Genomic DNA, 16111 nt, shown 5'->3' on the forward strand with positions numbered 1-16111 from the left:
TTGGATGGATAAGACCCTGAAATGCCTCTTAGCCATTATCAAGCATCATGGTTTACTTAGTTGAGGATTAACCCTCTTCTTTAATATACCATTTTTTCCTGATTTTTAAATTCTTATTTAGATCAGGCTTGTTTAGTGTCCGCTAATTTTCAATAACTTTTCGCTTAACTAATCGTAGGAAATGAGGCTGGAAAAAACGAGTTTCTTCCTAGCCTCTCTTCTATAATTTTAAGCTGGTTGGACCCCAAGTTCAATTTGGAGTTGGTCACTAAAAAAGTTACCTACCAAATCATCAACTTCAACGTCACGAGCTAGCATTTTTGAAACGTTAATCGTCATATACCTTGAAGTGTAGACTAAGCCCCTTTCGAGCCATCTACCGATTAGACCTAAAACAGCCGAGGCCACAAAATCAATTTGCATTTCAATAGGAACTTCAACTTGTTTTCCAGGAATGGCAACGGTCTTAGCATATTGAAGCATTTCTTTACGGAGACGCTCATACATCGCTTGATGGAAACGGTTACCGAATGATTCACCTAATAAAACCGTAAAGATATCTGCATTTTGTTCAATATAAGCAAAGGCACACTTAAGTGAAAAGACTTTAACCGGCTTAATCGAATTCTCGGGAATATACATTACACTATCGAAAAACTCATTAATGAAGTCTTGTAATGCTGTTTCGATGAAATCTTGTTTATCTTTATAATGAAGATAGAAAGTTCCTCGCGTTATATGTGCCGTCTGAGTGATCTTTTGAACACTAATCGACTCCAAAGGTTCCTGTTGCATTAAAAATACTAATGCTCGTCGTAAATTATTCCGAGTCTTTAAAACACGTGGATCAGTCTTTTTGATCGTCAAGAACATCAACCTCCATTCTTCAAAAATTAACATTTTGATTTGACAATTGGTAGTTTTATAATATACTAAAGTAGTCTGGGACGATAGCTCAATTGGATAGAGCATTGGTCTTCTAAACCAAAGGTTGTGGGTTCGATTCCCACTCGTCTCATTTGAAACCTGGTTAGTGACTCAAAGTATAATTTTTAAAACGCTTTCTCTTAAATTTTATTATAACATAATATGGTGTAAGTTGTTTTATAATTATTACAAAAATTTTATTTAGTTTAAAAGTTACTTTTTAATTAACAAGAGGCCGGGAAGAAACGCATGTTTCTTCCCGGCCTCTCTTTGCATCTCCGAATGTTACTCAGTAACTAAGGTCAAAAAGCACGGCCTTAGCGGATAAGTGCGAACGAAAAGCCGATTCTAATGAATCAACTTTCGTCCTTCTTATCCCAACCAGGCCGTCAAGGAGCTTTTTTCCCAACCTCTTGTTTGATTTAAGTTAATTCTGCTATCTATTGTTGAATTGCCGTTTCAAGCGAGATTTTGATCATATCATTAAAGGTCCGTTCCCGTTCTTCGGCAGTTGCCTTTTCATCCCCAAAAATTAAATCACTAACCGTTAATACCGAAAGAGCTTTGAAGTGTAACTTTGCACCAAGTAAGTATAACCCGGCTGATTCCATTTCCGTCCCTAAGATTCCGTAATCAGCTAGCTTTTGCATATCAATCTCATCGTTATAGAACCGATCGGCAGCGAAAATGTCACCAACCTTAACGTTGATATCCAGATCCTTTGCAACATGATAAGCAGAATCTAGTAATTCAAAGTCAGCTAACGGAGCGTAGTGAATCCCTGGGCCAAAAGTATTTGCCGTGACGGCTGAATCAGTGGTCGAACCAGAAGCTAGAAGCACGTCTCGAACGTGAACATCAGGGGCCATCCCCCCACAAGAGCCAACTCGAATAATAGTCTTAACCCCATATTCACGAACTAACTCATTGATGTAAATCGACATTGAAGGAATCCCCATTCCAGATCCCTGAACCGAGATCCGGTGACCCTTATAAGTACCGGTATAGCCAAAGGCATTCCGCACGCGGTTCACTTGCTTAACATCTTCTAGAAAGGTTTCAGCAATGTACTTTGCTCGCAAAGGATCTCCTGGTAAAAGAACTGTTTCAGCGTATTCACCTGGTTTTGCTTCAATATGCGTACTCATTGTTATTTCCTCCACTCTAATTTGCAATTTCAGTTAAAAAACTAGTCCCGACACCATTGCCTTCAACATTAAAGTTATCCAGGATCGTTGCTCCAAGATCAGCATAAGTTGCCCGTTGACCAAGGGAGAAGTTTGTTTGCTTCATTGTTGGTGAATAAGCCATTAATGGCACTAATTCCCGCGTGTGATCAGTTCCCCGGAAACATGGATCATTCCCATGGTCAGCTGTAATCAAGAGCAAATCATCGTCTTTAAGGTTTGCTAAGACCGCTCCTAATCGCTTATCAAAGTCCATCAAAGCCTTTCCGAAGCCTTCTGGGTTCCGCCGGTGACCATACTTCGCATCGAAGTCAACTAAGTTAGTGAAGCAGAACCCAGTAAAATCAGACTTCATCACTTCATCAACATGGTCCATCCCATCCATGTTACTTTCGTTGTGGTAACCCTTCGTAATTCCGTGACCGGAAAAAATGTCGTTAATTTTTCCGATTCCAATTACATCAAAGCCAGCTTCTTTCAAAAAGTCCATGTCTGTTTTACCGGTTGGCTCAAGCGAAAAGTCCCGGCGGTTTGCCGTCCGAACAAAGTGATCCTTGTCAGGTCCAACGTATGGCCGAGCAATAATCCGACCAACGGTATACTCAGGGCCGTTAACAAGGGTCCGGGCATATTCACAAATCCGATAAAGTTCTTTGACCGGGATTACATCTTCATGCGCAGCAATCTGTAAAACTGAGTCTCCAGAAGTGTAGACAATTAGTTCCCCAGTTTTCATTTGTCGTTCCCCATAATCCTTAATAACTTCCGTCCCAGAATATGGTTTGTTAACAATAACTTTCCGACCGGAGAATTCGGCAATCTTATCAATAATTGAGTCTGGGAAGCCGTTTGGGAAAGTTGACAATGGTTGTTTTACTGGTAACCCCATCATTTCCCAGTGACCATCCATACTATCTTTACCGGCGGAAATTTCTTGCATTCGGCCAAAAGCACCCTTAGCAGGTTCCGCAACTGGAATTCCTTCAATGGGGGTCGCATGTAAATTACTTAAGCCTAAGGAAGCAAGGTTGGGTAAAGCTAATTTACCTTCATAAAAATGACCCACGTGACCAAGCGTATCTGCACCGTCATCGCCAAAAGCCTTACTATCTGGCGCTTCACCAGCTCCAACCGAATCCAAGACAATTGCAAAAACTCGTTTGTAAGTCATAATCTTAGCCCCCTACTATTCAGCTGCTTTTGCTTCTTCAAGAATTTGAACAGAAGCAGAAACCCCAAGACGGTTTGCTCCAGCTGCGATCATTGCCTTGGCTTCTGCTAAACTATGGATTCCACCAGCGGCTTTGATCTTGAAGTCAGGGCCAACCGTCTTCCGCATTAACTTAACATCTTCAACCTTTGCTCCCCACTTGGAGAAACCAGTTGAAGTCTTTACATAGTCGGCGCCACCTTTAACGGTTAGTTGGCAAGCCCGGATTTTTTCATCATCAGTTAAAAGGCAGTTTTCAATGATTACCTTGAGTAAAGCTCCTTTAGCATGAACTGCATCGGCTACCGCCTTAATATCTGCTTCGACCACATCATCATGACCAGCCTTAAGTTCCCCAATATTAATGACCATGTCGACTTCCTTCGCCCCATCATCAATCACTTGGTTTGTTTCGGCGACTTTAATTGTAGTTGCGTTGGCCCCCAAAGGAAAACCAATAACGGCACAAGGATTAACCGTTGTTCCCGCCAATCCTTGGCTAACCTTTTTAACCCAATACGGATTAACACAAACTGAAGCCGTGTTGTAATCAATTGCTTCTTTAATGGTTTGATCAATCATCGCTTCCGTTGCCTCTGGCTTAAGCATCGTGTGGTCCATGTATTTTGCTAGTTCTGCTGTCGTTAAGTTCATAAGAATGTAACCCCTTTCAAAAATTCTACAAACCCAGTATAACTTAAGTAAAACCTTTTGACCACCTTTTTCTGCAATCGTTTTCAAAATTATGATTATTTTTCAATTGAAAAAGTAAATAATTTGTTAAGATTAAAATCTAATTAAAGTAAAGAATTGCATTTTTTATTTTTGCGTTCAATAATTACTTATAGATATTGATATTTTGAGGTGATTATAATGTTACCATTACTTATCATTGTCTTTATTCTAGCTACCGCTATCGGGTGGCAGTTACTTTTTGGCCATGCTTCTAGTGAGAATAGCCAAGCAACTGATCAAGGCCCCCGCGAGCAGCAACGAGAATTCTAGTAATTATTTTCCATACAAAGATAGCGACCGAAATGAATTAAATTTCACCTCGATCACTATCTTTTCTTATTTAACAGCACTATATGTTTCTTGGCCATCCTTAACGGTATACATTGGCTGATCACTGTTTGGTTGGATGAGTGACAATGAATAACCATCACCTAAAATCTTCTGCAGCTGACTCGAAGTTTCGTCCAAAGACTTCGTCAACTTTGGCCAACCAATTTGATTTGCTTGACTATTATCATCAAGCACAGCTTGAAGGGCTTTCGCTTCATCCCCCGAAGCTGGTTTAATCTGGTAAGTTTTACTTTGGCTATCGAATCCAACTGTCCCTAATTTTCCGTAGGCCTTCTGCAATTGACCAAGAATAGCATTTTCTTTTGTTTCTTGGTTAGCATTCATTTGATTTGCGGCCCCACTAAGCGAGATAGCTGAAGTTGAGGTCTTAGCCGCCGTTTGACTTGTCGTTTTATTGTTTGCCTCATTTTGGTGGTTCTCATACATTCCATATCCACCAACAACGGTCATTGCCAAACTAATGATGACTAGAAAAGTTGCCCATTTCCACTGACCATATTGTTGCCAGGAATTAACTAGATAAAACGCACTTAAAATCAGCATTAAAATCCCAAAAATTGCAAGAAATATCATTTTGCCACCTTTTCCAAAAAATTATTTTCCTATTTCTAAAAATCGTTACAATAGATATACAACGATTAGGAGGAATTTATATGAAAATTTACCTTGCTGGCCCTTTCTTTTCTACTAAACAAATTTCTCGGATTGAGAAAGTTGAAAAGGCCTTAACAAATAATCAAACCGTTACTAGTTACTTCAGCCCACGGCTCTCTGATGAAAATAGTCAAAGCTCAGCCCCAGAAGGAAGTCCTGCCTGGGCAAAGCAAATCTTCAAGAAAGATGTTGCCGAAATTGATCAGGCTGGTTGTTGCTGATTACGTCCACGCTAACATGGACTCAGGAACGGCCTTTGAAGTTGGTTATGCCTATAATGCCAACAAACCAATTATTATTATACAAGAGCTAACTGATGAGCCGCTAAACTTAATGATTGGTCAAGCTGCTCATTACTATACTCAAAATATAAACGAAATCGAAACCTATGACTTTAATCAGCTACCAGCAAACGACTTCACTGGTAAAACCTTCTAAATTATAACGTGTGATTAGTAAAAGCACCACTAATTTAATGGCTAAATAATCTTTCTTGATATATTAGCCTGAATTAATGGTGCTTTTTTAGGATAAAATTTATTATTAGTATTCCATTAAAGCCTTAACATCATAATTAGCGAGCTTTTTCCGTCCATTTAACGCTTTTAATTCAATCAGAAAGGCCGTTCCAACTACAACGCCGCCCATTTTTTCAACCATTTCGATCGTGGCGCCAATCGTACCACCCGTTGCTAAGAGGTCATCAACAACTAAAACCCGTTGGCCAGGCTTAATTGCATCATATTCCATTTGAAGCGTTGCTGAACCATATTCAAGATCATAGCTTGCACTTACTGCTTGACGTGGTAATTTTCCCTTTTTCCGTGCCGGTGCAAACCCGACTCCGAGTTCGTAAGCGACCGGACAGCCGACAATAAAACCACGTGCTTCTGGCCCAACGACCATATCCACGTGCTTATCACGAGCGTAAGCGACAATCTCATCCGTGGCTTGCTTAAATGCTTTACCATCCGCCATTAATGGTAAGATATCCCGAAAAATCACACCTTTTTCAGGATAATCCGGAATACTTTCAACATACTTGTGTAAGTCTAATGACATAAGTTTCTCCTTTAGTGCGAGTTAAGGTTTTGCTTGACCCATGCTACTAATTGATCACTTGTTGAACGTAATAAGGTCTGTTCAACCGTTAATTGGGCCATTCGTTGCCGGTAACTCATTGTTTGTTTTAAATCTGCCCGCGCAATCTCTTTAACCGGTGCCAAAACACCGTCCTTTATTGTAACAAATCTAAGCTCCAAAAACACATGAATCATAAAAATTAACTGCTCATTATCAACCTGAAGATAATTTGCTAACTGTTGTCCCATTCGATTGAGATTAATCTTTTGTTGGCGAATTGTTTGATATAAGGCAACAAACTGTTGGCGCCCCGGCATCCCCCGCTGATGTAATGGGGTCCGCGAGAAAAACATTAAGCGAATTCTTGCAACTCGTTGACAATTTTGGAGGATCTTAACCAACGTTGGTAAATCCGGTGGACAGTCAACAATGACAACCTTTTGATCAGTTAGATCCATTGTTTGCGCCGTTCGACCACTAACAACTTGACCAGCTACATTCCCGGTCAAGTTATCCCGGAGCTGTTGATTAAAGGTAACATAAACCGCTTTTTGCTTAAACATTGGGGCAATCAATCGCGTTACGCGGGCATCCTCGATTGTCGGACCAGTTATTTTTAAATCTTGAAGCATTAATTGAAGCTTAGTTTGACCACGCCACCGATTTACCCCAACTTGAACTGCTAAATCAGGCGTGCTTCCCTGCAACGATGATAATAGCCCCGCGTTATTAAAAGCCAATACAGCAACTTTGCCTTGGGCACCAGTAACGGTAAACTTTAAGTGCTGTTGCTTTTGCCCCATGGTTTGTAGATCGCCAATTTTAGCTGTCTTAAGCAAAAAGGTGGGCAATTCATTTCCAGGGCCAAACGGACCTAACCGTTGCAATTGACGATAAAATTCAAGGGTTAATTCCTTTTGTTCTAATTGACCAGCAATCGTCAAACTTGGCTTTTTCTCGCCGTCAAATTTTTGCTGGTCAGTTGCCCTTGCTAGCACTGAACGTAATGTATCAGCTTGATCAACTTCAAATGATAAGCCACAAGCAAGCGGATGCCCCCCAAAAGCAGTCATGAGGTCCCGATGTTGATCTAAAGCCGCAAACAGATCAAAGCCATCCCGACTTCTTCCTGAAGCTTTCGCTACTGTTTCCCCTTGGTTAACACTCGCAACAATTGTTGGCTTACCCGTTGTCTGCAGAATGTGACTAGCAACGATTCCTAAAATTCCTTGATGCCAGTCATGACCAATAATTAAGAGTACCGGACGATCAACATTCTCTGGCTTTTTAGCTTCAACCATTGCCGCCTCAGTTACCGTTTGCACTAATTTTTGGCGTTCCTGATTGCAATTATCCACTGCCTTAGCCAATTGCCTTCCTTGATTTTCATCAAGAGTTGTTAGTAATTCAACCCCCTGGTTAGCATCTTTCAGGCGTCCCAAAGCATTTAACCGTGGAGCAATCTGAAAACCAATATCTTCTTCGGTCAAATGCGCTTCATCGGCGTTAGTTAAGCTAATTAGTTCATGAAGCCCAACTCGAACCCCTTGTCTTAGTTGTTGAATGCCCATCGTAATTAGCGCCCGATTTTCACCAGCAACCGAAACAACATCAGCAATCTCACCAATCGCTACCAAATCCAAAAGTTCAGTTGGAAATTCTTCAAGCAAAGCCCATGCCAGCTTAAAGGCAACTCCAACGCCTGAAAGATCACCACCTTGGTACTCATCACCAGGATATTTCGGATGGACGATCGCTTTGGCGACTGGTAATTCCGCCGGTAAACTATGGTGGTCAGTAATTACAACATCGACCCCCTGATCATTAGCAAAATCAATTGCTTCTTTACCAGAAACTCCATTATCAACCGTCAAAATCAATTGGGTTCCCGCTTCAATTAGCTGTTGGTAAGCCGCTTGATTTGGTCCATATCCATCCTTGAAACGATTAGGGACGTAATAATTTACATTGGCCCCAATCGTTTCTAGCGTTTCAAACATTAAAGCTGTACTAGTTATTCCATCCGCATCGTAGTCTCCATAGACCGTAATTAATTCATTATTTTCAATGGCGGTTACGATTCGATCGACCGCTTTATCCATATCATGAAGTTGATCTGGTGGCAGAATTGATTGAATTTGGGGCTTCAAAAATTCTTGGGCATCAGCAATTGATTCACATCCCCGATGTACTAAAAGATTGGCTAACAGCGGCGGCAAATCACACTGATCTGCAATCTGTGAGACCAATTTTTCTTGATCATTCGCCAATTGTTGCCACTCATAGTTTGCCCGTAACAAATCATCACCCCATCAATTCAAAACTATAGATTTTGTTTATTTTGCTGATAATCAAAGAACTTTTTAATGGCCCAATCACCTAGTCCTGGAACCATTTGATATAACCACGAAAGTTGTGCCGTGTAAGCTGGGACATTAATTTCCCGCCGTTTATAACCAACACTATCCCAAATTTGTTTTGCTAGCGTTTCCGGTGTAATAAACATCCAAGCGGGAAAATGTGCTACGAAGCGATGACTTGGATCGGCAGAATCATAAAAGGAAGTTTTAACCGGCCCCGGATTAACCGTTAAGACCTGCACTCCATAATCAGCAACTTCCATCCGTAAAATATTACTAAAATGAATTAGTCCTGCTTTTGAAGCTGAGTAAACCGCACTTCCCGGAATCGGGATCTTGCCTCCTAAAGAAGCAATGTTAATAATTGCCCCATATCCTTGATCCATCATTTGCTTAGCAACTGAACGGCTTAAATACATCGCTGCTAGTAAATTAATGTTGACCATCTCAGCCATTGAAGACCGCGGTTGCTTTGTTACTTCAACCAGCTCACCAGCTCCAGCAGCATTGATTAAGACATCAATTTCACCAACTTCATGCCGGACCAGATCCAAAACGTGATCAATTTCATCTGGATCAGTTAAATCAAGCGCGAATGAGAAGGCTGGTCGGCCAGATAATATCATACACCGACTAGCAATTTGCTTTAAGCGCGTCCCTTTTTTCGCACACACAATCACAATTGCCCCACGCCGGGCAGCTTCAAAAGCGATTGCTTTCCCAATTCCACCAGAACCACCAGCAATTAATACTACCTTATTCTTGAGTGAACGCAATGACTTTAATCGCCGCATCATCTTTGGTCACTTCCTTTTACTTCAATGGAATTTCAATCTCTTCAAAATCCTTTACCACACGGGTTGCTGGAAAAATATCCCGAACTTGATAAGCCAACTGTGCTGTTGCTTTGCCAACGTACCGGGCTGAAATATGATTTAACAATAACTGACCAACGTGCGCTTGCTTAGCAATTGTCGCTGCCTGAGCGTTAGTTGAATGATAATAATTCCGGGCTAGTTTAGCTTCGTTTTTAGCAAAGGTGCTCTCATGAACTAAAACGTCGGCATGATCGGCTAATTCCAGCACTACTTTGGTTTTTCGGGTATCACCCAAGATTGCAACTACCCGCCCTTTTTGCGGAGCCCCAATAAAGTCTTTCCCGTCAAATTGGCGGCCATCTGGAAGCGTAACTACTTTTCCGGCCTTTAATTGGCCATAAATTGGACCTGCCGGAATGCCCGCCGCCTGAAGTTTATCAACTAACAGTTCTCCTGGATGATCATGTTCCACGATCCGATAACCAAAACAAGCAATTTTATGATCTAATTTCTTAGCAAAAACGGTAAAGGTTTTATCGTGAAAAATTTCGCCATCATCAGTTAATTCAACAAATTTAATGGGATACGAAAGACGGGATTCACTCACTCGTAAGGCAACTTGAACATATTCTTTAATTCCCTTTGGTCCATAAATTGTTAATGGTTCCGTACCTCCTTGGAAGGAACGCGAACTTAATAACCCCGGTAAGCCAAAAATATGATCCCCGTGTAGGTGAGTAATAAAGATTTTTTCAATTTTCCGTGGGCGAATGGTCGTCCGTAAAATCTGATGTTGTGTCGCTTCGCCCACATCAAATAGCCAGACGGCTTTTCGTTCCTCCAATAATTTCAAGGCTAAACTTGAAACATTACGTTGTTTACTTGGGGAACCAGCCCCAGTTCCTAAAAATTCAATCTGCATTCATGCTTCCTCTTTACTGAATAAATTCAAAGGCAAAGTCTTCAATTCGGACAAGATCGCCATCCTTGATTCCCTTCGCCCGTAATGCTTCATCAACCCCCATATGCCGTAGCTGCCGGGCAAAGCGAAGTTGACTTTCTTCGTGCGTTAAATCGGTCATCTTAAATAGCTTTTCCAACTTAGCCCCACTAAGAACCCAAGTCCCATCTGGATCCCGACTAATTTCAAAGGCTGGACCTTCATCCGGCGCCTTGATTTCGTAGTTAACAGTTTCTGCTTCATCGTGGCTCAAGCTATCAAAAGCAGGTGTTGCATCTAACAAGTTAGCCGTCTTTTGCATTAATTCTTGAACCCCTTGATGAGTCACGGCGGAGATTTCAAAGATTTCTGGTTCCTGCCTTTTTTTTGCTAAGGCCGCTTTAAAATGGGCTAAATTTGCTTTTGCTTCTGGAAGATCCATCTTCGTGGCAACCACAATTTGGGGACGCTTTAACAATTCAGGATCATAATTTGCTAATTCATGGTTAATGGCATGATAGCGTTCAATCGCTTGTTCAGGATCTTGACTTCCCATATCAACAAGATGTAATAGAACCCTTGTCCGTTCGATATGCCGCAAAAATTGTAACCCGAGGCCAACCCCCTTGGACGCCCCATCTATTAAACCGGGCATATCAGCCATCGCAAAATCACGACCATCTGGTAACATTACCATCCCTAAATTTGGGACCAAGGTTGTAAACTCATAAGCCGCAATCTTAGGCTTAGCGCCAGTTACGACCGATAATAAAGTCGACTTTCCAACGGAAGGAAAACCAACCAAACCGACATCAGCTAACATCTTTAACTCTAATTCAAGGTAGCGATCTTCTCCTGGCTCACCGTTTTCCGCAATTTCCGGTGCCGGATTCTTAGCCGAAGCAAACCGCATATTACCGCGACCACCGCGACCACCCTTAGCGACCACCAAGGTTTGTCCCTTTTCTACTAAATCACCGATAATCTGACCAGTATCAAGATCACGAACCGTCGTCCCTTGGGGAACTGCGATTACGGTATCCTCAGCTGCTGCTCCAGTCATCTGCTTACTCATTCCATTTTGCCCGTTTTGCGCTTTAAAAATCCGATGGTAGCGAAAGTCCATTAGGGTCCGCAGGCCTTCGTCAACTTTTAAAACAATGCTACCACCACGGCCTCCATCACCACCGGCAGGACCACCATTTGGTACGTATTTTTCCCGCCGGAAGGCAACCATGCCGTTACCGCCTTTTCCGGCATGGGCTTCAATCTTAATTTGATCCACAAAGGTTGTCATTTTCTTACTCCGTTCTTTTAGCGTTAATTTTTATTATATTGGAAAAGCGAAAGCCCGTCAAAATCAGTCGTGACTACTTCCCCGGTTAACAGCCGCTCGTTTTTGTAAAGATACCTTAATTAACTGCGCTGTTTTTTCATTGATCCCTAAGGCATGGATTTCATCGACTGAAGCTTCCGCAATTTTATCAATCGAACCAAACGCTTTTAGCAACTTAGTTCTGGTCCGCGGACCAACCCCCTTAATTTCATCTAAGCGCGAACTCAGAGAATGCTTAGTATGAACCCGGCGATGGAAGGTAATTGCAAACCGGTGAACTTCGTCTTGAATTCGCTGAACTAAGTAAAATCCTTGACTCCGGGGATTCAAATCAACGTGTTCGTCATTTGGTCCAAATAAAAGATCAGCCGTCCGGTGCTTATCATTCTTAACCATCCCAACAACTGGAATCTGGAGGCCTAATTCATTTTCTAGAACATCCTTAACCGCATCCATTTGGATTGCGCCACCATCCATCATGATCATATCCGGCAACGGCTTACCTTCTTTTAAAAGTCGTGAATACCGTCGCCGAATAACTTCTTTGGTGCTTGCAATTTCATCAGCGTGATTAATCACCGTGGTTAATTTATACTTCCGATACAGTTTCTTTGCCGGTTCACCATCGACAAAGACTACCATTGCTGAAACCGGATCAGCCCCTTGGATATGAGAGTGATCAAAAGCTTCAATTTTATGAGCAGTTGGTAAGCCAAGAGCATTCGTAATTTCAGTCATCGCCCCAGTTGTCTTTTGCTTATCCATTTCCAAGAGCCGGAATTTCTCATTTAAGGATAACCGCGCATTTTCTTCGGCCATTTCTAATAAATGAACCTTTTCTCCTCGTTGCGGGGTCCGGACCGGAATACCCAAAATGGCGGCTAATTCCTTATTTGGGAGCCCCTTAGGTAATAAGAGTTCCTTAGGAAGAATATTATTCTTACGTTGATAAAATTGCAGAATAAAAGAAGTAAGTTCTTCAGATGCACTATCAACGACTGGAAAAAGCCGCTTTTCACGCTTCATCAAACGCGCTTGCCGAATAAAAAAGATTTGTAGCGACAGCCACCCCTTATCAAAATAGTAGTTAATTACATCCCGGGGGGTCTTATCGTTAGAAATAATCTTTTGTTTTTCGACGGTAACTTCAATATAGTGAAGTTGGTCGCGTAATTCAGCAGCCCGTTCAAATTCAAGACTTGCGGCCGCTTGATTCATTTTCCGGGTTAATTCAGCTTTGATTTGGCCGGTATTACCATTCAAAAAAGACTTAATTCTTTTGATTTGTGCTTCATAAACACTAGGCGGAACAGCTTTAAAGCACGCGCCAAGGCATTGACCAAGGTGATAATACAGACACGGTCGTCCTTGGTAACCATTACACCGACGTAGTGGATAAACCTTTTGAATAAAATGAACCGTTTCTTCTGCTGCGTAAACATTCGGATAGGGGCCGAAGTAATCGGCCCCATCATTTTTAATCTGACCGGTAATTTTGATTTGTGGGTCGCGCTCTTTGGTGATCTTAATATAAGGATAGCCAGTCCCTCGTTTTAACTTAATATTAAAGTAAGGTTGGTGCTTCTGAATTAAGGTAATTTCTAATAAGAAAGACTCCTTATTCGTCGAAGTAACGATGGTTTCAAAATCCGCCACTTCTTCAACCATTTTTGCTACTTTACCTGTGTGACTACTCTTAAAGTACGAACGGACCCGGTTTTTTAGATTTTTAGCCTTCCCCACGTAAATTATGTGCCCAGCTGCATTCTTCATTAAATAACAACCAGGAGCATCCGGAAGGAGGGTAAGCTTATGTTCTAAGTACTCACTTGCCATTTTGCCGCTCCTTTCAACCTCTCTATTGTACTATCTTTTACCATCACTGATTACAGATCCTAACCTTTGCCGTTTATTTGGGCAGGCAATCTTTCTATGTTACAATAACAGGTAAATTTAATACCGAGGTGAAAAAAATGGGATTAGTAACCCGTCGTCAAGACACACTCGACCGCCTATTTGATAACTTTGCGATCGATCCTAAGAAACCAACAAAGGAAAAACCAGAAGATCAGAAAAATAAATCAAATGATGATAAAAAGACTACTAAAAAGGGTTAATTAACATAACCCCCTATGTAATAGCGGTTGAAAATAAAACTACGAACGGCCACCAATAAGGTTAACCTGGACCTTAAATTGGTGGCCTTCTTTTTTCCAACCGTCTAATTTTTACTTACGCCGATCAAAACCATTGGGGTACCGTTTGTTTAACGTTTCGATATTCTTCTTCGCAACTTCCTCAAACGGAATATTCGCCCATTCGGCAACTTGAGAGAGGTACCATAAAACATCCCCCATCTCATGAATTAATTGTTCTCGATCCAACGGTTTTCCTTTAAAAGTATAACTTTTAACTAAATCAACAACTTGGCCGCTTTCGCCAGCTAAACCAAGTGCACAATTAGTTAAAACTTGTTCATTCCCATATAAGGTTCTTTTGGCCGCCTCTTGGTAGTCATTAAAGTCCATTTACTTTACCCCCGTCTGTTGGCTAATCCAATTCCACACCGCTTCTTTACCTAGTTTGGTTTGGGCTGAAAAAAGTTGGAATGGCGCTATTTTAGTCATTGAAAATACTTGGCGCACTTGCTTTTCAATGCGATTGAATTGACTTGGCTTTACTTTATCAACCTTCGTCGCAACCACTAAGGTTGGCACATGATAATACGTTAACCATTGATACATCGCAACATCATCATCTGTTGGTTCATGCCGCCCATCTACTAATTCAATAACGCCTTTTAATTGGGGACGACTGGAGAGGTAATGCTCAATCATCTTACCAAATTTTTCCCGCTGCTTTTTCGAAACCTTGGCGTAACCATAACCTGGAACATCAACAAAATATAGTTGATCTTCAACATGGTAAAAGTTAAGCGTTTGTGTTTTTCCGGGTTGGCTCGAAGTATGAGCAAAATTTTTTCGATTAATTAAGACATTTGTCAAGGATGACTTTCCAACATTGGAGCGGCCGACCAAGGCAATCTCTGGTTGGTTTCCAGTCGGGTATTGTTCCTCTTCAACCGCGCTGATCGTCAGTTCAACTTGATTTACTTCCATGGATGCCCCCTATGAAGCTTGTTGGTCTGTCATCACGTATTTTGGTTCTTCGTGATTAGTTACACTTGCCTTTGTAATCACAACTTTGGCCACATCTTGCCGGCTTGGTAAATCAAACATCACGTCTCGCATTACATCTTCAATAATTGATCGTAAGCCCCGCGCACCGGTATTGCGAGCAATCGCCAATCTAGCCATTTCTTTAAGGGCTGGTGCGGTAAATTCAAGTTCACTTCCGTCAAGCCGGATTAATTCTTGATATTGCTTAACCAGAGCATTCTTCGGTTCGGTTAAGATCCGAACTAAATCAGCTTCGTCAAGCTTTTCCAAAGCCGTTAAAACCGGAAGCCGGCCAATAAATTCTGGAATCAAACCGAACTTCAGCAGATCTTCAGGAATCACATGTTGCAAAATATTTTTATCTGTGACATCGTTGATTTCCCGTGAATCGGTACCAAAACCAATCGTCTTATCCCCTAACCGTTCCTTTACAATACTTTCAATGCCATCAAAAGCACCACCAACGATAAAAAGAATATTGCTAGTATCAACTTGGATAAATTCCTGTTGCGGATGTTTCCGACCACCCTGTGGCGGAACATTAGCAATCGTACCTTCTAAAATCTTCAAAAGGGCTTGTTGAACCCCTTCTCCAGATACATCACGGGTAATGGAAACATTTTCACTTTTTTTTGCGATTTTATCAATTTCGTCGATGTAGATAATCCCTTTTTCGGCCCGTTCAACATCGTAATCAGCAGCTTGCACGAGTTTAAGGATAATGTTTTCAACGTCTTCACCAACATAACCAGCTTCTGTTAAGGTCGTGGCGTCGGCAATTGCAAACGGTACATTTAAAATTCGAGCTAATGATTGGGCTAAATAAGTCTTCCCTGACCCGGTCGGTCCGATTACCGCAATGTTACTCTTTTGGAGTTCGGTATCATTATTATCGCCAGTAGTCATTGCATTAACTCGCTTATAGTGATTATAGACCGCAACCGAAAGTGTTTTTTTAGCTTCTTTTTGACCAATTACATAATCGTCAAGTTCCGCCATAATTTCTGCGGGTGTTGGAACCTTAAAAGTCCCCTGCGTACTTGCTTCATCCGCTAATTCCTGATCAATAATTTGTTGGCAGAGTTCAACGCATTCGTTACAAATATAAACGCCAGGACCCGCAACAATCTTTTTTACCTCATCTTGTGACTTTCCACAAAAGGAGCAGTGAACGTTTTGTTCAGTATCCGTATCTTCAAACATTCAGTAATTGCCTCCTTATTGGGCACCTTTAAACCTTTTAACTTAGGCAAAAGATTCCCTTGTAATCATGCTTTTTAATAATAGCAAATTCAACTGCAAAATTCGAATAATTGATTTGTTTTCAATTT

At 41.4% G+C, this 16111-nt stretch carries 16 protein-coding genes, 1 tRNA gene and 1 pseudogene; 4 read left to right on the forward strand and 14 right to left on the reverse strand.

The features are described from left to right. Window positions 1-228: 228 nt before the first annotated feature. A complete protein-coding gene (locus GTO83_RS06895; RefSeq protein WP_180869965.1) occupies window positions 229-867 on the reverse strand; it encodes a TetR/AcrR family transcriptional regulator in 639 nt (212 codons plus the stop codon). Window positions 868-944: 77 nt separating this feature from the next. Between GTO83_RS06895 and GTO83_RS06900 the strand changes: the two genes are divergently transcribed. After that, a tRNA-Arg gene (locus tag GTO83_RS06900) sits at window positions 945-1018 on the forward strand. A gap of 349 nt (window positions 1019-1367) precedes the next feature. Here the strand turns inward: GTO83_RS06900 and deoD are convergent. The 3 genes from deoD to deoC are packed head-to-tail and all read right to left on the reverse strand — an operon-like array spanning window position 1368 to window position 3978. Then, the gene (gene deoD, locus GTO83_RS06905; protein WP_180869967.1) at window positions 1368-2075 is read right to left on the reverse strand and encodes a purine-nucleoside phosphorylase; all 708 of its coding nucleotides are present in this window, start codon (window positions 2073-2075) and stop codon (window positions 1368-1370) included. A 16-nt stretch (window positions 2076-2091) separates the two neighbouring features. Then, window positions 2092-3285 carry a phosphopentomutase gene (locus tag GTO83_RS06910; protein WP_180869969.1) on the reverse strand — a complete coding sequence of 398 codons (1194 nt, stop codon included), beginning with the start codon at window positions 3283-3285 and terminating at the stop codon, window positions 2092-2094. 15 nt (window positions 3286-3300) lie between these two features. Beyond that, a complete protein-coding gene (gene deoC / locus GTO83_RS06915; protein ID WP_180869971.1) occupies window positions 3301-3978 on the reverse strand; it encodes a deoxyribose-phosphate aldolase in 678 nt (225 codons plus the stop codon). Window positions 3979-4197: 219 nt separating this feature from the next. On the opposite strand from deoC, the gene GTO83_RS10975 reads away from it, so the two are divergent. After that, window positions 4198-4329 (forward strand): hypothetical protein, encoded by a 132-nt coding sequence (locus GTO83_RS10975; protein ID WP_255463107.1) that lies wholly within the window; start codon window positions 4198-4200, stop codon window positions 4327-4329. Window positions 4330-4395: 66 nt separating this feature from the next. On the opposite strand, the gene GTO83_RS06920 is transcribed toward GTO83_RS10975, so the two are convergent. Continuing rightward, entirely contained in the window at window positions 4396-4983 is a 588-nt protein-coding gene (locus tag GTO83_RS06920; RefSeq protein ID WP_180869972.1) for a DUF308 domain-containing protein, read from the reverse strand. Window positions 4984-5063: 80 nt separating this feature from the next. On the opposite strand from GTO83_RS06920, the pseudogene GTO83_RS06925 reads away from it, so the two are divergent. Next, window positions 5064-5502 (forward strand): annotated as a pseudogene (locus GTO83_RS06925) (nucleoside 2-deoxyribosyltransferase). A 105-nt stretch (window positions 5503-5607) separates the two neighbouring features. Here GTO83_RS06925 and GTO83_RS06930 read toward each other — a convergent pair. The 6 genes from GTO83_RS06930 to uvrC all read right to left on the reverse strand — a co-directional run bounded on the left by GTO83_RS06930 (window position 5608) and on the right by uvrC (window position 13437). Beyond that, entirely contained in the window at window positions 5608-6126 is a 519-nt protein-coding gene (locus GTO83_RS06930; RefSeq protein ID WP_180869974.1) for an adenine phosphoribosyltransferase, read from the reverse strand. 11 nt (window positions 6127-6137) lie between these two features. Next, the gene (gene recJ / locus GTO83_RS06935) at window positions 6138-8447 is read right to left on the reverse strand and encodes a single-stranded-DNA-specific exonuclease RecJ (RefSeq protein WP_180869976.1); all 2310 of its coding nucleotides are present in this window, start codon (window positions 8445-8447) and stop codon (window positions 6138-6140) included. A 23-nt stretch (window positions 8448-8470) separates the two neighbouring features. Beyond that, a complete protein-coding gene (locus tag GTO83_RS06940; protein WP_180869983.1) occupies window positions 8471-9304 on the reverse strand; it encodes an SDR family oxidoreductase in 834 nt (277 codons plus the stop codon). A 16-nt stretch (window positions 9305-9320) separates the two neighbouring features. Continuing rightward, a complete protein-coding gene (rnz, locus tag GTO83_RS06945; RefSeq protein WP_180869985.1) occupies window positions 9321-10247 on the reverse strand; it encodes a ribonuclease Z in 927 nt (308 codons plus the stop codon). A gap of 13 nt (window positions 10248-10260) precedes the next feature. Next, window positions 10261-11562, reverse strand: a complete 1302-nt coding sequence (obgE, locus tag GTO83_RS06950) for a GTPase ObgE (RefSeq protein WP_180869987.1) — start codon at window positions 11560-11562, stop codon at window positions 10261-10263. A gap of 63 nt (window positions 11563-11625) precedes the next feature. After that, complete coding sequence (gene uvrC, locus GTO83_RS06955; RefSeq protein WP_180869989.1) at window positions 11626-13437, reverse strand: excinuclease ABC subunit UvrC; 1812 nt, start codon at window positions 13435-13437, stop codon at window positions 11626-11628. A 137-nt stretch (window positions 13438-13574) separates the two neighbouring features. On the opposite strand from uvrC, the gene GTO83_RS06960 reads away from it, so the two are divergent. Continuing rightward, complete coding sequence (locus GTO83_RS06960) at window positions 13575-13718, forward strand: SPJ_0845 family protein (RefSeq protein WP_180869990.1); 144 nt, start codon at window positions 13575-13577, stop codon at window positions 13716-13718. 111 nt (window positions 13719-13829) lie between these two features. Here the strand turns inward: GTO83_RS06960 and GTO83_RS06965 are convergent, their stop codons facing one another. Genes GTO83_RS06965 through clpX form a run of 3 tightly spaced genes read right to left on the reverse strand, consistent with a single transcriptional unit; the run spans window position 13830 to window position 15983 of the window. After that, entirely contained in the window at window positions 13830-14129 is a 300-nt protein-coding gene (locus GTO83_RS06965; RefSeq protein ID WP_180869992.1) for a nucleoside triphosphate pyrophosphohydrolase family protein, read from the reverse strand. After that, window positions 14130-14720, reverse strand: coding sequence for a ribosome biogenesis GTP-binding protein YihA/YsxC (gene yihA, locus GTO83_RS06970; protein ID WP_180869994.1), 591 nt, complete (start codon window positions 14718-14720; stop codon window positions 14130-14132). Between the two features lie 9 nt (window positions 14721-14729). Then, window positions 14730-15983 (reverse strand): ATP-dependent Clp protease ATP-binding subunit ClpX, encoded by a 1254-nt coding sequence (gene clpX, locus GTO83_RS06975; RefSeq protein WP_180869996.1) that lies wholly within the window; start codon window positions 15981-15983, stop codon window positions 14730-14732. Window positions 15984-16111 lie beyond the last annotated feature (128 nt).

It is taken from the genome of Lactobacillus sp. 3B(2020), assembly GCF_013487845.1.
GTDB lineage: Bacteria > Bacillota > Bacilli > Lactobacillales > Lactobacillaceae > Limosilactobacillus > Limosilactobacillus alvi.

Bases quoted from the DNA above. Each gene is read 5' to 3' on its own strand.
- deoD (WP_180869967.1), bottom strand. From the start codon at position 2,075: ATGAGTACGCATATTGAAGCAAAACCAGGTGAATACGCTGAAACAGTT.
- GTO83_RS06910 (WP_180869969.1), bottom strand. From the start codon at position 3,285: ATGACTTACAAACGAGTTTTTGCAATTGTCTTGGATTCGGTTGGAGCT.
- deoC (WP_180869971.1), bottom strand. From the start codon at position 3,978: ATGAACTTAACGACAGCAGAACTAGCAAAATACATGGACCACACGATG.
- GTO83_RS10975 (WP_255463107.1), top strand. From the start codon at position 4,198: ATGTTACCATTACTTATCATTGTCTTTATTCTAGCTACCGCTATCGGG.
- GTO83_RS06920 (WP_180869972.1), bottom strand. From the start codon at position 4,983: ATGATATTTCTTGCAATTTTTGGGATTTTAATGCTGATTTTAAGTGCG.
- GTO83_RS06930 (WP_180869974.1), bottom strand. From the start codon at position 6,126: ATGTCATTAGACTTACACAAGTATGTTGAAAGTATTCCGGATTATCCT.
- GTO83_RS06940 (WP_180869983.1), bottom strand. From the start codon at position 9,304: ATGATGCGGCGATTAAAGTCATTGCGTTCACTCAAGAATAAGGTAGTA.
- rnz (WP_180869985.1), bottom strand. From the start codon at position 10,247: ATGCAGATTGAATTTTTAGGAACTGGGGCTGGTTCCCCAAGTAAACAA.
- obgE (WP_180869987.1), bottom strand. From the start codon at position 11,562: ATGACAACCTTTGTGGATCAAATTAAGATTGAAGCCCATGCCGGAAAA.
- uvrC (WP_180869989.1), bottom strand. From the start codon at position 13,437: ATGGCAAGTGAGTACTTAGAACATAAGCTTACCCTCCTTCCGGATGCT.
- GTO83_RS06960 (WP_180869990.1), top strand. From the start codon at position 13,575: ATGGGATTAGTAACCCGTCGTCAAGACACACTCGACCGCCTATTTGAT.
- GTO83_RS06965 (WP_180869992.1), bottom strand. From the start codon at position 14,129: ATGGACTTTAATGACTACCAAGAGGCGGCCAAAAGAACCTTATATGGG.
- yihA (WP_180869994.1), bottom strand. From the start codon at position 14,720: ATGGAAGTAAATCAAGTTGAACTGACGATCAGCGCGGTTGAAGAGGAA.
- clpX (WP_180869996.1), bottom strand. From the start codon at position 15,983: ATGTTTGAAGATACGGATACTGAACAAAACGTTCACTGCTCCTTTTGT.